Consider the following 12680-nt stretch of genomic DNA (forward strand, 5'->3'; position numbering starts at 1 on the left):
CTTACCTTCCGTGGCGTTAAGACCACCTGGTTGCGACAACCAGAATAGCGGCAACTCACCTTTTGGAGCTACGCCCTCTCTGTCCCAACAGTTCTAACGTACCGTCACTTACCCAACAAGTGACCAAGTCGCTGATCCAGCCCCTCGTCCGAGAGTCCCTTGCCACTTCCATCGAAGTCCCACTTCCATACGTAGGAAATGTCGTCTAGCGAAAAACTATCAAAGAGCTCATAAAGCAGTACTCCGGCATCATTTCGCGACACCCCATACTCCGCAGAAAGGTCGCGCAGCAACCTACTCACCGACAAATAGGTACTTAGCTTGGCTCTCCAAACATCAGCATCCGCTGACGTAAACTCTTGAGGCTGAATTGCCATCTGAATGGTCCTTATTTCCTTAGTTGGGCTTGCCAAACCAGACTTTAACATCGACTCCGTAATCTTGAAGCTTAACAACCTGGGTATAACCGAACCCTTTGGCTTGCTGACCCGTCCAAGTTGAAAATGCCGCCTGCTCTGGCGTCAATGGGTTCGCACCAGATGTCAATTGTCGGTACGTTTCATAGTTAACGCTGCCATCTCCGTCGAGCCAAGTTCCACGTATCTGATTTACTTGCACTCCATCCTGCTTCAAACGGTTCATCAACCCGTAAAACATATCTTTGCCACCACTGAGGGTTGCGCTATTACCTCCAGCGCGAATGTCAAAGCCAAGCGTACCTTCCGAGTCAATAACGGCGTCAAGATAGTGTACGTCACCGTAGCCTCGGTATAGGTACCGCACATCCGGTGCTCTCATTCGCTGTGGGACAAAGCTATCAGTTAGGTCAATCCTTGGCGTGTACCCACTTGCGGTTGCACTCTCGGTCGCTAGGCTTTTCCGGCCCGTTCACGCATCCGCGCCCTCATCTCCTTCATCGCCCCCGCGTCTTCGCCAATGGTCTGTCCCGATCCCCATGGACACTAACTTAAGGTGGATAATCCCCACCAAGGAGCAGTGTTCATGACCAAGACCAGACGTACTTTCCCAGAGGCCCTCAAGCGCGAAGCAGTTGAGCAGGTACTTGCCGGCACCCGCCCTTCGGCGCTGACGCTGAAACGCAGATGCAGGCCGCTGGCGTCGTAGATACGGCGGGTGGTGCCGACGCCGGCGATGGTTTCGCTGATCAGCTGGTTCTGCGCGTTGTAGCGGCGGCTGGTTTGCCGTTGCTGCGCGTCGCGCGCGCCGACGCGGTTGCCGGCGGCGTCGTAGTCGTAGTGGCTGCTCTGGCCGCGGCCGTCGGTGACGTCGCTGACCCGGGCGTGGCTGTCGTAGTTGTAGCGTTGCTCCACCCCGCCGCCGGCGAGGCGGCGCAGCTGGCCGTTGTCGTAGTCGAACTGGGTGGCCTGGTTTGCGGCGTCGGTGACGGTGGTGCGCCCGCCGCCGGCGTCGTAGTCGAAGCGGGTGGTCAGCTTCTGGCCGTCGCGCACGTCGCTGACGGTCTGGATCCGGTAGTCGGACCCGACCTGGACGTAGCTGAAGTCGAGTTGGCTGCCGTCGCTCTGTTGCAGGCTGGCCACCCGGCGGCTGGCGCCGTCGTAGAGGTAGCGGGTGGTGTAGACCTGGCCGTCGGCCACGCTGTTGTCGTCGGGGGTGAGATCGGTGGTGACGCTGCTCAAACGCCCCTGGGCGTCGTAGCCGTAGCGGGTGCGGGTCAGCGTCTGGCTTTGGCCGTCTTTCAGGTACACCGTGCGCAGCTGGCTCAGCTGGCCCTGGGCGTCGTAGTCGACAAACAAGGCTTCGCCGCCGGCGCGCTTCAGGCTGACGATGCGGCCGCCGGCGTCGTAGCGCTCCTGCGCCTGGCTGGCGCCGTCGGTCTAGGTCCAGCCTTGGGCGTCGCCGCGCAAGGTGTCGTCGGCGCCGCTGTCGCTGCGTTGCGACACGTACAGCCCGCGCGCCGCGTCGTAGGCGTACAGGGTGTCGCTGCTGTCCTCGGCCAGACGGTGGACGCTGCTGCCAGCCGTGTTCAGCGCGCCGGACAGGCCCTGGCTGTTGTAGGTGCGGATCAGGCCCAGCGGCAGGCCGCCGGCCAGGAACTCGTCCTGGTGCTGCAGGATCAGGTTGCCGTTGCCGGCGTTGACGTAGACCCGCTCGCCGCCGCGGCCGAACGCCGCGGCGCCCAGCTGGCCTGATGCGCCCAGCGCCGCCAGCGAGCCGTTGCGCAAACCCAGTCCCGTACCCGCCACTACTGCAACCATACCGCTACCCCATCAAAAGTCTGTTGTGTCGAACAGCCTTATCCTGGATTTGCGGCGAAAGTTTAGCGGAAAGTGAAAATATTTTATTCGCATTCGAGCATGAAAATTGCACTTCACTGTGGAATCAAGGATTTAAAACGCCAATCAACAACCGACCATCTATATAAAAAATGGCGCGATCCTTCAGCGGATCGCGCCACGCGCGTCAATCAGCGGACCAACGGCGTCACATCGCCGCCACCACCGCGTCGCCCATGCCGGAGCAACTGACCTTCTCGCAGCCGGCTTCGTAGATGTCGGCGGTGCGGTAGCCCTGGGCCAGCACCTTTTTCACCGCGTCCTCCACGCGCCGGGCGGCGGCTTCCTGGCCGAAGCTGTAGCGCAGCATCATCGCGGCGGACAGGATGGTGGCCAGCGGGTTGGCCAGGTTCTGGCCGGCGATGTCCGGCGCCGAGCCGTGGCTGGGCTCGTACAGGCCCTTGTTGTTCTGATCCAGCGAGGCGGACGGCAGCATGCCGATGGAGCCGGTCAGCATCGAGGCCTCGTCGGACAGGATGTCGCCGAAGATGTTGCCGGTGACCATCACGTCGAACTGCTTCGGGTTGCGCACCAGCTGCATCGCGGCGTTGTCGACGTACATGTGGCTGAGCTCCACTTGCGGATACTCCTTGGCCACCTCGATCATGATTTCCTTCCAGAATTCGGTGGTTTCCAGCACATTGGCCTTGTCCACCGAGCACAGCTTGCGGTTGCGCTTCATGGCGATGCCGAAGGCCACGTGGGCGATGCGGCGCACTTCGCTCTCGCTGTAGCGCATGGTGTTGTAGGCCTCGCGCTCGCCCAGCTCGTTGACGGCGATGCCGCGCGGCTGGCCGAAGTAGATGTCGCCGGTCAGCTCGCGGACGATCATGATGTCCAGCCCGGCCACCACTTCCGGCTTCAGCGTCGAGGCGTTGGCCAGCTCCGGATACAGGATGGCCGGCCGCAGGTTGGCGAACAGGTTGAGGTCCTTGCGGATCGCCAGCAGGCCGCGCTCCGGGCGCAGCGGACGGTCCAGCTTGTCGTAGGCGGGGCCGCCCACCGCGCCCAGCAGCACGGCGTCGGCTTCGCGCGCCAGTTTCTGCGTGGCCTCGGGATACGGCACGCCGTACTGGTCGTAAGCGGCGCCGCCCAGCGGCGCATGCTCGGTTTCGATCTTCAGACCGTCGCGACGCAGCACCTCCAGCACGCGTTCGGCCTGGGCGATGATTTCGGGGCCGATGCCGTCTCCCGGCAGAATGGCGATCTTCATGGTTTCTTCCTTATTTCCGTTTCTCTTCATCGCGCCGGGTCAAGCGATCCACCAGCGCCTTTTCGCAACATTTGAACACGATGTAGGCCGCCATCGCGGCATAGCCGGACAACAGCAGCTCTCCCAACTGGCGCAGCGCGCCGTCCATCGCCGCCTGCCAGCCGGCGTCCAGCCACAATCTCAAATTCAACTGCAACAGCAGCGCCAGATTGACGGTGCCCGCGCCGAACAACAAAAAACTCAGGCCAAGCAGCAGAAAGGCCGCCAGCGGGCGGCGATATAGCCAGGCCATCCAGCCGCGGCCGCTCATGGCGATCCCCCCTCCGTTTTCATTCCTGCGTCGCCTTGTCCAGCGGGACCATGCCGCTTTTCTCGACGATGCCGGTCGGCAGGCCATCCAGGCTCACGCCGTTCCGGCTGCGCCAGTAGTAGCGAATGCCCGGCTCTCCCTTGGCGCGGGCCCAGTCGTTCAACTGCTCCCGCTCGCCCTGGTATTGATAGTAAGGCACCGCCATGCCGCAGGAAGCCTGCACCAGCTCCACGTCCAGCAAGAATATCTGGCGCGCGCCCGGCAAGGGATGGAACAGGCCATAACAGCCGTCCCAGTCGGCATCGCCTTGATGAACCGCCCTCGCCTGGCCATAAAGACGCAGGATCAGCGGCTTGCCCTCAAAGGCGCAGAACATCAAGGTCATGCGGGAGCTGCGCTTGATGTGGCTGGCCGTCTCATTGCCGCTGCCGGTCACATTCAGCCAAGCCACCCGGTTCGGCCCCAGCACCCGCAGCGAGTCCATGCCCTTGGGCGACAAGTTGACATGGCCATCCGGCATGGCGGTGGCAACGAAGAACAGCTTTTGCCCGGCGATGAACGCGCGGTGCGAGTCCTGCAGCTCCTGATAGCGCTGCCCCATGTCGCGCCTCCCTCGGCAATGGATGCCGGCGATTCGCCGCATCCGAAAATCCTTTTTCGACCAGGCCAGGCTGCCGGGTCTTGCACCGACGCGTCCGGAAGCTGGACGGCATGGCCTGCCAGCCTTACGCGAAATGCTCGGCCTCCTCCGGCACCACCACCCACCCATGCTTCCTGTCCTCGTAAACCGACACGCTCGGCGGCGGAAAGCCCGGGTCGGCGAATGCGCCCACCGGTATCGCCACAAACGCCTCCATTCCTTCCGGTTCGTAATACACGGTGGCGCCGCAAGCCGGGCAGAAATGGAAGGTGACGCGTGAACCCTCATCACCCACGCGGACGTAGGCGGTGGAATGGCCGGCGATGGCGACGTCCTTGCGGTAAAAACGGGCCTGCTGGCCAAAGACGCTGCCGGTGCGGCGCTGACAAGCCAGACAATGGCAGATGGAGACGCGCACCGGCTCGCCTTCGACCTGGGCGGTGAGCTGGCCGCAGCTGCATGCGGCAAGGCGCTTGGGCATGGAGTCGTCTCTTCCTGTAGTTAATGCTGGGTTGAACCGGCGCCTTCGCCGGCAGCCCCGCGCCGCGCGGATGTTTTATCCGTGCTGATGACGCGGACAGGCTACCGGGCAGCGGTACGCCATGGCATCGCCTCAGGCGAACAGCCAGGGCTGCTCGACTCGGCGCCTGGCTTCGAAAGCCTTGATCTCGTCGGCATGCTGCAGGGTCAGGCCGATTTCGTCCAGGCCGCCCAGCAGGCAGTGCTTGCGGTGTTCGGTGATGTCAAACAGGAAGGCCTGTCCGGACGGCGTGAACACCGTTTGCGCCGCCAGGTCCACTTTCAGGCTGTAGCCCGGCGCCGCCTCGCACTCCTGGAACAGCTGGTCGACGATGTCCGCCGCCAGCACGATGGGCAGCAGGCCGTTCTTGTAGCAGTTGTTGAAGAAGATGTCGGCGAAGCTGGGCGCGATCACCACGCGGAAACCCTGGTCGTCCAGCGCCCACGGCGCGTGCTCGCGGCTGGAGCCGCAGCCGAAGTTCTCGCGCGCCAGCAGCACTTGCGCGCCCTGGTAGCGCGGCTGGTTCAGCACGAAGTCCGGATTCAGCGGACGCTTGGCGTTGTCCATGCCCGGCTCGCCATGATCCAGGTAACGCCATTCGTCGAACAGGTTAGGCCCGAAGCCGGACCGCTTGATCGACTTCAGGAACTGCTTGGGAATGATGGCGTCGGTATCGACATTGGCCCTGTCCAGCGGACAGACCAGGCCCTGCAAAGTGGTGAATGCTTTCATAATGCGCTCCCTGTTCAGGATGGCGCGGGGATCACTCGGCGGTGCGCTTGATCGCTTCGCCGCTCTTCTCCACCGCGTTGCCGACCGCCTGTCCCGCCTTCTGCAAACCGTGGCCCACCGCCTGCCCGCCTTCCTTGGCGTCGGCCTTGATGCCTTGCACGGTGTTGCAGCCAGCCAGCAGCAGGGCCAGGCTCAGACAAACCATCGTTTTTTTCATGATATTTCCGCTCCTTTGGGGACAGCCGGGCTGTCAGACAAGATAAGCAGGCATTCTAGCGAAATCGCCGGGCAACCTTCCATGCCTGTCTGACACGCGCCGCAGTTTTTTGCTCCCCGCCGACGCAGCCTAGCCCGCCGCCAAGCGGCGCACATCGACAAAGCGGCCCGCCACCGCGGCGGCGGCGGCCATCGCAGGACTGACCAGGTGGGTGCGTCCGCCCTGGCCCTGCCGGCCTTCGAAATTTCGGTTGGAAGTCGAGGCGCAGCGCTCGCCGGGCAACAGCCTGTCGGCGTTCATCGCCAAACACATCGAACACCCCGGCTCGCGCCACTCGAAACCGGCGGCGACGAAGATCTTGTCCAGCCCTTCGGCCTCGGCCTGCGCTTTGACCAGACCGGAGCCCGGCACCACCAGCACCTGCTTGACGTTGCCGGCCTTGCTGCGGCCCTTGGCCACCGCGGCGGCCTCGCGCAGATCCTCGATGCGGCTGTTGGTACAGGAGCCGATGAACACCACGTCCACCGGGATCTGCTCTATCGGCGTATCCGCTTCCAGGCCCATGTAGGCCAGCGCGCGCTCGATGCCGGCCTTCTTGACCGGATCGCTTTCATTGGCCGGGTTCGGCACCTTGCCGCCCACCTCCGCCACCATTTCCGGCGACGTGCCCCAGGTGACCTGCGGCTGGATGTCGGCGGCATCCAGCGCCACCACTTGGTCGAAATGCGCGCCGTCATCGGAATGCAGGGTATTCCAGTAGGCAACCGCCTGGTTCCACTGCTCGCCCTTGGGCGCGAACGGCCGTCCTTTGACATATTCGATGGTCTTGTCGTCCACCGCCACCATGCCGGAACGGGCGCCGCCTTCGATCGCCATATTGCACAAGGTCATCCGGCCTTCCATGGAAAGCCCGCGGATCGCCTCGCCGCCAAACTCGATCGCGTAGCCGGTGCCGCCGGCGGTGCCGATCTTGCCGATGATGGCCAGCGCCACGTCCTTGGCGGTGATGCCGGCGCCCAGCCGGCCGTCCACCCGCACCAGCATGTTCTTCGACTTCTTGGCCACCAGGCACTGAGTGGCCATCACGTGCTCCACCTCAGAGGTGCCGATGCCATGCGCCAGCGCGCCGAAAGCGCCGTGAGTGGAGGTGTGGCTGTCGCCGCACACCACGGTCATGCCCGGCAGCGTGGCGCCCTGCTCCGGACCCATCACGTGGACGATGCCCTGCCCCTTGTCCTTGAACGGGAAATAAGCCAGCGCGCCGAAGGCCTTGATGTTGGCGTCCAGCGTTTCCACCTGCTGGCGCGAGATCGGGTCCTGGATGCCCTGGTCCCAGTGGTCGGTAGGCGTATTGTGGTCGGCGGTGGATACCACCGAATCCACGCGCCACAGCCTGCGGCCGGCCAGCTTCAGGCCCTCGAAGGCCTGCGGGCTGGTCACTTCGTGCACCAGGTGGCGATCGATGTACAGCAGCGCGGTGCCGTCGGCCTCCTCGCGCACCACGTGGCTGTTCCAGAGTTTGTCGTACAAGGTTTGCGCGGTCATGTTGCGGTTCCTCGGGTCGTCGTTGACTGCATATTCGAACAGCTTTGATCCTGTTACAAGATAAGCAGTTATACTGGTATAAAAACCAACAGGATAAGCCTATGGATGCCGTTTCGACCCCGCTGGGCGCCTTCCTGCGCGCCCACCGCGAAAAGCTGACGCCGCAGCAGGCCGGCCTGCCCGCCGGACTGCGCCGCCGCGCCAAGGGACTGCGCCGGGAGGAAGTGGCGCAGTTGGCCGGCATCAGCGCCACCTGGCTGACCTGGCTGGAACAGGGCCGCAGCGAATCGGTGTCGGCGCAGACGCTGAGCCGCCTCGCGGCGGCATTGCAGCTATCCGGCGCGGAAACCGACTACCTGTTCGATCTGGCTGGCTTGAAGAATCCGCAGGAAAAGCGCGCGGACGCCAATCCGCAGGCGCGGGAGATATTGGAAGAGATGTTGCCGCGCATCGACATGCCGGCCTATGTGCTGGACCGGCTCTGGCGCGCGGTGGCCTGGAACCGGGCGGCCGAAGAACTGTTCTGCGACTGGCTGGGCCGGCCGGACGCCAGCCGAGATCAGCTGGACTTCATTTTCCTGATGCCGGAATCCCGCGGCTTCATCGACAACTGGCCGGAACGCGCCCGCCGCGTGGTCGCCGAATTGCGGGCCGACCTGGGCCAGCAGCTGGACGACGCCGAAACCGCCGGCATGCTGGAGCGGCTGCGCCGCGAAAGCCCGGATTTCGATCGCCTGTGGCAGCAGCAAGACGTGCTGGAGCGCGAAGGCGGCGAACGCGGCTTCCACCATCCGCTGCTCGGCCGCCTGCAGAAGCGGCAGATCACGCTGCGGCCGGCCAGCGCGCCGGAATTCAAGCTGGTGATGCTGCTCTGAGCCTGCCCGCAGGCTTCAGCCAGCGCAGGCAGACCAGCACGCCGATCAGCGCCGCCGCCGCCGACATCGCGAAAGTCGGCAGCACACCTCCATGCGGCCACACCAGCCCGCCGATCAACCCGCCGCCGCTGCCGCCGACGCCGAAGGACGCCACGATGTACAAGCCCTGCGCGCGGCCGTGGTGCTGCTCGGCGAACATGCGGTTGATCAGGCCGATGGCCGACGCGTGGTGCAAGGCATAAGTGAGCGCGTGCAGGGCCTGGGCGAAGGCCGCCACCGCCGGCGAGGCCAGGCAGGCGGCAATCAGGCCGAAGCGCAGCACCGCCGCCAGCAGGGAGGCCAGCATCAGCGCCTCCAACCCGAAGCGGCGCATGATGCGCGGCATCAGCATGAAGACGCCCACCTCGAACACCACCCCCAGCGCCCATAGCACGCCGACCGCCGCCTTGTCGTAGCCGAAAGCCTTCAGGCCCAGCGAATAGAAGGTGTAATACGGACCATGCGCGAAGGCCTGCAGGAAACAACAGGCGAACAGCGCCATCACCGCCGGCTTCTTCAGCGTGTCCCAGATCGGCCCGGCCGGCTTGGGCTTGCCCTGCGGCACCACCTCCGGCACCTTGAACGCGGCCAGCGCCACGCCGGCCAACAGCGCCGAAACGATCCACGGCGTCGCCGCGATGCCCAGCCAGTCCAGCAGATAGCCGCCCGTCATCGCCAGGCAGACGAAGCCTATCGATCCCCATACCCGCACCCGGCTGTAGCGGCCGGGATTGTCGCGCGTCAGGTAGGCGGTGCTGGCCTCCACCAAGGGCAAGGCGGCGGCCCAGAAGAAATGCGACACCGCCAGGCTGACGAAGATCCACCAGAAGCCATTGTGCAGTCCTACCAGGCAGAAGCTGGCGGCGGACAGGATGGAGGTGGTGACGATGATGTTGCGGCGCCGGCCACTGCGGTCGGCCAGCCAGCCCCAGAAACCCGGCGCGACGATGCGCGCCAGCGTGGACAGCGCCATCAGCACCGAGATCTGCCAGGCGCTGAACGACAGCGACTGCAGGTACAGGCCCCAGAACGGGCTGAACATGCCCTGGAAGGTGAAATAGGTGAAGTAGAACGAAGCGAACGGCAACAGCGACTGCATGCTCATCTTTCTGATGGTTTGACGCCTGGCGCTGCCCGGTGCCAGAACCGGACCGGCGCCGCCCGGCAACGGCTAAAACGACGATTTGAAGCGGGAAATTTCCCGGCGCGCCTTCTTGGTGGGCCGGCCGTCGCCATGCGGGAAGCTGGCGCGCTCGGCCTTCAGCAGCAGCGTCCGCTCCTCGCGGGCGGCGATGGACGCGGCGTCCTCGCGGTACATCAGCGCGGCTTCCTTGGCCGGCCGGCGCTGGGTGGCCAACTGCAGCACCTCCACGTCGTACTCCAGCTGGTTGAGCCTCAGGAACAGCCTGTCGCCCTCCTTCACCACGCGCGAGGCCTTCACCCGCTCGCCGTTGACCAGCACCCGGCCCAGTTCCAGCGCCTCGTGCGCCAGCTGGCGCGTCTTGAAGAAGCGCGCCGCCCACAGCCACTTGTCCAGACGCACCTTGTCGTCGTCCCGCTCTTCCTGCCTTGCCATCATGCCACCTTCCAATGCGCCGACACTTGCCCGTGCAGGCTGAGGTCCAGCTGGTCGCCGGATTCGATGCGCGCCACGCCTTCGGGCGTGCCGGTGAAGATCAGATCGCCGTCGGACAGGCCGTACAGCCTGGACAGGTAGCTGATCTGCTCGGCCAGCGTGAACAGCATCAGGCCGGCGTCGCCGCGCTGGCGCAGCTGGCCGTTGACGCGCAGCTCGAACTTCAGCCGCTGCGGATCCTCCACCCTGGCCGCCGGCACCAGCGTCGACACGCAGGCCGCGCCGCGGAAGCCCTTGGCCTTGGTCCACGGCTGGCCTTTGCGCTTGGCCTCCGCCTGCGCGTCGCGCGCGGTCAGATCCAGCCCTATTCCATAACCGGCCACATGATCCAGCGCCTTCTCCGGCGGAATGTCGTCGCCGCCCTTGCCTATCAGCGCCACCAGCTCGCACTCGTGGTGCACGTCGCCGGAATATTCCGGAAGCCGTATCGGCGAGGACTCGTCCAGCAACGCCGAGGTGGGCTTCAGGAATACCAGCGGCTCGTCCTCCACCTTGTTGCCCAGCTCGGCGGCATGCGCCGCGTAATTGCGGCCTATGCAGAAAATATTGCCGACGCGGATGGCATGTAAGCCAAGTTTTACACTCGACATTGCAATTCTCCCTGAATTCCGGAGTCGATTATCCCACAAGCGATGCCGAATCCATACCGGCAAGCCGCGCGCGCCCTATTACAGTTTGTGCGTTGCAGCAACAAACTTCGGCCCATGCCCGCCTTATGGCGGATTTCGCCGCCGGACGGCGTGAAAATGTCATGCAACCCTGTTACAGTCGCAGGTACATCCGCTTGACCATGCAGTCCAGGCATTCAGACAGGCTTCGACAACGATTTGCACGTTTCAGGAGATTCATCTTGTCCCAGAATAGTACCGCCGCGCTGGAAGGTTTCTTCGCCAGCCTCTCCGAGGCCAACCAGCAATGGATGCAGCAGTTCGTCAACTCGCTGTCGCAGCCTCCAGCCCCCGACGGCGCAGCCCATCCCTTCGCCGGCGCCTGGGCGCAGCTGATGAACCAGACCAACCAGCTGTTCGCTCTCCAGTCCTCGCTTTACCAGCAGCAGCTCAATCTGTGGTCGCAATTCCTCGGCCAGGCCGCCGGCCAGGAAGCCGCCGCCGAAGCGGGCGCCAAGCCGGCCGACCGCCGCTTCGCGTCGCCGGAATGGAACGAGCACCCGTTCTACAACTTCCTCAAGCAGAGCTATCTGCAGACCTCCAAGTGGATGATGGAGCTGGTGGACAAGACCCAGCTCGACGAGGACGCCAAGGACAAGCTGGCTTTCGCCACCCGCCAGTACCTGGACGCGATGTCCCCCAGCAACTTCATGCTGACCAACCCCGACGTGGTCAAGCGCGCGATCGAGACCAAGGGCGAAAGCCTGGTCGAGGGCATGAAGAACATGCTGGACGACTTCCAGAAGGGCCACATCTCGATGTCGGACGAGAGCAAGTTCGAGATCGGCAAGAACCTGGTGGTCACCCCGGGCCAGGTGGTGTTCCGCAACGAACTGATCGAGCTGATCCAGTACACGCCGACCACCGACAAGGTCTACGAGAAGCCGCTGCTGTTCGTGCCGCCCTGCATCAACAAGTACTACCTGATGGACCTGCAGCCGGACAACTCCATGGTGCGCCACTTCGTCGCCCAGGGTTACCGCGTGTTCCTGATCAGCTGGCGCTCCGCGGTCGCCGAGATGAAGCACTTCACCTGGGAAACCTATATCGAGAAAGGCGTGTTCGCCGCGGCGGAAGCGGTGCAGAAAATCACCAAGCAGCCGACGATGAACGTGCTGGGCTTCTGCGTCGGCGGCGTCATCCTCACCACCGCGCTGTGCGTGGCTCAGGCCAAGGGGCTGAAATACTTCGACTCCGCCACCTTCATGACCTCGCTGATCGACCACGCCGAACCGGGCGAGATCTCCTTCTTCATCGACGAGAGCGTGGTGGCCGGCCGCGAAGCCAAGATGGCCAGCGGCGGCATCATCAGCGGCAAGGAAATCGGCCGCACCTTCGCCAGCCTGCGCGCCAACGACCTGGTGTGGAACTACGTGGTCAACAACTACCTGCTGGGCAAGACCCCGGCGCCGTTCGACCTGCTGTTCTGGAACAACGACGCGGTGGATCTGCCGCTGCCGATGCACACCTTCCTGCTGCGCCAGTTCTACATGAACAACGCGCTGGTGCGTCCGGGCGCGATCACGCTGTGCGGCGTGCCGATCGACATCGCCAAGATCGACGTGCCGGTCTACATGTTCGCCGCGCGCGACGACCACATCGTGCTGTGGAGCTCCGCCTTCTCCGGCCTGAAATACCTGCAGGGCGCGCCCAGCCGCCGCTTCGTGCTGGGCGCGTCCGGCCACATCGCCGGCTCGATCAACCCGGTCACCAAGGACAAGCGCAACTACTGGGCCAACGACACGCTGCCGCTGCACGCCGAGGAATGGCTGGAAAGCGCGGAAAGCCGCCCCGGCAGCTGGTGGAAGGACTGGGACGCCTGGCTGGCGCCGCAGTCCGGCAAGCAAGTGGCCGCGCCCAAAAGCCTGGGCAACAAGGAATTCCCGCCGCTGCTGGCGGCGCCGGGCAGTTATGTGCTGGCCAAGGCCATGCCGTCCGTCGCCGCCAGCCTGCAATGACAACCCTATTCG

General features: G+C 64.3%; 15 protein-coding genes. 2 read left to right on the forward strand and 13 right to left on the reverse strand.

Going from position 1 to position 12680, the window contains the following annotated elements; all coding sequences use genetic code 11:
• Positions 1-396: 396 nt before the first annotated feature.
• The 10 genes from CV_RS23585 to leuC form a co-directional block, all read right to left on the reverse strand.
• A complete protein-coding gene (locus tag CV_RS23585; RefSeq protein WP_148206062.1) occupies positions 397-642 on the reverse strand; it encodes a hypothetical protein in 246 nt (81 codons plus the stop codon).
• 320 nt (positions 643-962) lie between these two features.
• The gene (locus CV_RS24330) at positions 963-1775 is read right to left on the reverse strand and encodes an RHS repeat protein (protein WP_011136323.1); all 813 of its coding nucleotides are present in this window, start codon (positions 1773-1775) and stop codon (positions 963-965) included.
• Between the two features lie 81 nt (positions 1776-1856).
• On the reverse strand, positions 1857-2237 hold the full coding sequence (locus tag CV_RS13595; RefSeq protein ID WP_011136324.1) for a DUF6531 domain-containing protein: 381 nt from the start codon (positions 2235-2237) through the stop codon (positions 1857-1859).
• A gap of 226 nt (positions 2238-2463) precedes the next feature.
• Positions 2464-3528, reverse strand: coding sequence for a 3-isopropylmalate dehydrogenase (gene leuB / locus CV_RS13600; RefSeq protein WP_011136325.1), 1065 nt, complete (start codon positions 3526-3528; stop codon positions 2464-2466).
• Between the two features lie 10 nt (positions 3529-3538).
• Positions 3539-3838 (reverse strand): hypothetical protein, encoded by a 300-nt coding sequence (locus CV_RS13605; RefSeq protein ID WP_011136326.1) that lies wholly within the window; start codon positions 3836-3838, stop codon positions 3539-3541.
• A 19-nt stretch (positions 3839-3857) separates the two neighbouring features.
• Positions 3858-4481 carry a pyridoxamine 5'-phosphate oxidase family protein gene (locus CV_RS13610; RefSeq protein ID WP_218567026.1) on the reverse strand — a complete coding sequence of 208 codons (624 nt, stop codon included), beginning with the start codon at positions 4479-4481 and terminating at the stop codon, positions 3858-3860.
• Positions 4482-4563: 82 nt separating this feature from the next.
• Complete coding sequence (locus CV_RS13615) at positions 4564-4959, reverse strand: GFA family protein (RefSeq protein ID WP_011136328.1); 396 nt, start codon at positions 4957-4959, stop codon at positions 4564-4566.
• A 132-nt stretch (positions 4960-5091) separates the two neighbouring features.
• Complete coding sequence (leuD, locus tag CV_RS13620) at positions 5092-5730, reverse strand: 3-isopropylmalate dehydratase small subunit (protein ID WP_011136329.1); 639 nt, start codon at positions 5728-5730, stop codon at positions 5092-5094.
• A 31-nt stretch (positions 5731-5761) separates the two neighbouring features.
• The gene (locus CV_RS13625; RefSeq protein WP_011136330.1) at positions 5762-5947 is read right to left on the reverse strand and encodes a hypothetical protein; all 186 of its coding nucleotides are present in this window, start codon (positions 5945-5947) and stop codon (positions 5762-5764) included.
• Positions 5948-6076: 129 nt separating this feature from the next.
• Positions 6077-7492, reverse strand: coding sequence for a 3-isopropylmalate dehydratase large subunit (gene leuC, locus CV_RS13630; RefSeq protein ID WP_011136331.1), 1416 nt, complete (start codon positions 7490-7492; stop codon positions 6077-6079).
• A gap of 101 nt (positions 7493-7593) precedes the next feature.
• Between leuC and CV_RS13635 the strand changes: the two genes are divergently transcribed.
• Positions 7594-8367 carry a helix-turn-helix transcriptional regulator gene (locus CV_RS13635; RefSeq protein WP_045050808.1) on the forward strand — a complete coding sequence of 258 codons (774 nt, stop codon included), beginning with the start codon at positions 7594-7596 and terminating at the stop codon, positions 8365-8367.
• On the opposite strand, the gene CV_RS13640 is transcribed toward CV_RS13635, so the two are convergent.
• The 3 genes from CV_RS13640 to CV_RS13650 all read right to left on the reverse strand — a co-directional run bounded on the left by CV_RS13640 (position 8345) and on the right by CV_RS13650 (position 10632).
• Positions 8345-9505, reverse strand: a complete 1161-nt coding sequence (locus tag CV_RS13640; RefSeq protein ID WP_011136333.1) for an MFS transporter — start codon at positions 9503-9505, stop codon at positions 8345-8347. The genes CV_RS13635 and CV_RS13640 overlap by 23 nt on opposite strands.
• 72 nt (positions 9506-9577) lie before the next feature.
• Entirely contained in the window at positions 9578-9982 is a 405-nt protein-coding gene (locus CV_RS13645) for an RNA-binding S4 domain-containing protein (protein ID WP_011136334.1), read from the reverse strand.
• Positions 9982-10632, reverse strand: coding sequence for a fumarylacetoacetate hydrolase family protein (locus CV_RS13650; protein WP_011136335.1), 651 nt, complete (start codon positions 10630-10632; stop codon positions 9982-9984). The genes CV_RS13645 and CV_RS13650 overlap by 1 nt, the downstream gene beginning before the upstream one ends.
• Before the next feature lie 329 nt (positions 10633-10961).
• Between CV_RS13650 and CV_RS13655 the strand changes: the two genes are divergently transcribed.
• Positions 10962-12668, forward strand: a complete 1707-nt coding sequence (locus CV_RS13655; RefSeq protein WP_011136336.1) for a PHA/PHB synthase family protein — start codon at positions 10962-10964, stop codon at positions 12666-12668.
• Positions 12669-12680 lie beyond the last annotated feature (12 nt).

Origin of the sequence: Chromobacterium violaceum ATCC 12472 (assembly GCF_000007705.1) — a bacterium.
Taxonomy (GTDB): Bacteria; Pseudomonadota; Gammaproteobacteria; order Burkholderiales; family Chromobacteriaceae; genus Chromobacterium; species Chromobacterium violaceum.

Bases quoted from the DNA above. Each gene is read 5' to 3' on its own strand.
- CV_RS13635 (WP_045050808.1), top strand. From the start codon at position 7,594: ATGGATGCCGTTTCGACCCCGCTGGGCGCCTTCCTGCGCGCCCACCGC.
- leuC (WP_011136331.1), bottom strand. From the start codon at position 7,492: ATGACCGCGCAAACCTTGTACGACAAACTCTGGAACAGCCACGTGGTG.
- CV_RS13640 (WP_011136333.1), bottom strand. From the start codon at position 9,505: ATGCAGTCGCTGTTGCCGTTCGCTTCGTTCTACTTCACCTATTTCACC.
- CV_RS23585 (WP_148206062.1), bottom strand. From the start codon at position 642: ATGAACCGTTTGAAGCAGGATGGAGTGCAAGTAAATCAGATACGTGGA.
- leuB (WP_011136325.1), bottom strand. From the start codon at position 3,528: ATGAAGATCGCCATTCTGCCGGGAGACGGCATCGGCCCCGAAATCATC.
- CV_RS13645 (WP_011136334.1), bottom strand. From the start codon at position 9,982: ATGGCAAGGCAGGAAGAGCGGGACGACGACAAGGTGCGTCTGGACAAG.
- CV_RS13655 (WP_011136336.1), top strand. From the start codon at position 10,962: ATGCAGCAGTTCGTCAACTCGCTGTCGCAGCCTCCAGCCCCCGACGGC.
- CV_RS13595 (WP_011136324.1), bottom strand. From the start codon at position 2,237: ATGGTTGCAGTAGTGGCGGGTACGGGACTGGGTTTGCGCAACGGCTCG.
- leuD (WP_011136329.1), bottom strand. From the start codon at position 5,730: ATGAAAGCATTCACCACTTTGCAGGGCCTGGTCTGTCCGCTGGACAGG.
- CV_RS13650 (WP_011136335.1), bottom strand. From the start codon at position 10,632: ATGTCGAGTGTAAAACTTGGCTTACATGCCATCCGCGTCGGCAATATT.
- CV_RS13615 (WP_011136328.1), bottom strand. From the start codon at position 4,959: ATGCCCAAGCGCCTTGCCGCATGCAGCTGCGGCCAGCTCACCGCCCAG.
- CV_RS13610 (WP_218567026.1), bottom strand. From the start codon at position 4,481: ATGCGGCGAATCGCCGGCATCCATTGCCGAGGGAGGCGCGACATGGGG.
- CV_RS13605 (WP_011136326.1), bottom strand. From the start codon at position 3,838: ATGAGCGGCCGCGGCTGGATGGCCTGGCTATATCGCCGCCCGCTGGCG.
- CV_RS13625 (WP_011136330.1), bottom strand. From the start codon at position 5,947: ATGAAAAAAACGATGGTTTGTCTGAGCCTGGCCCTGCTGCTGGCTGGC.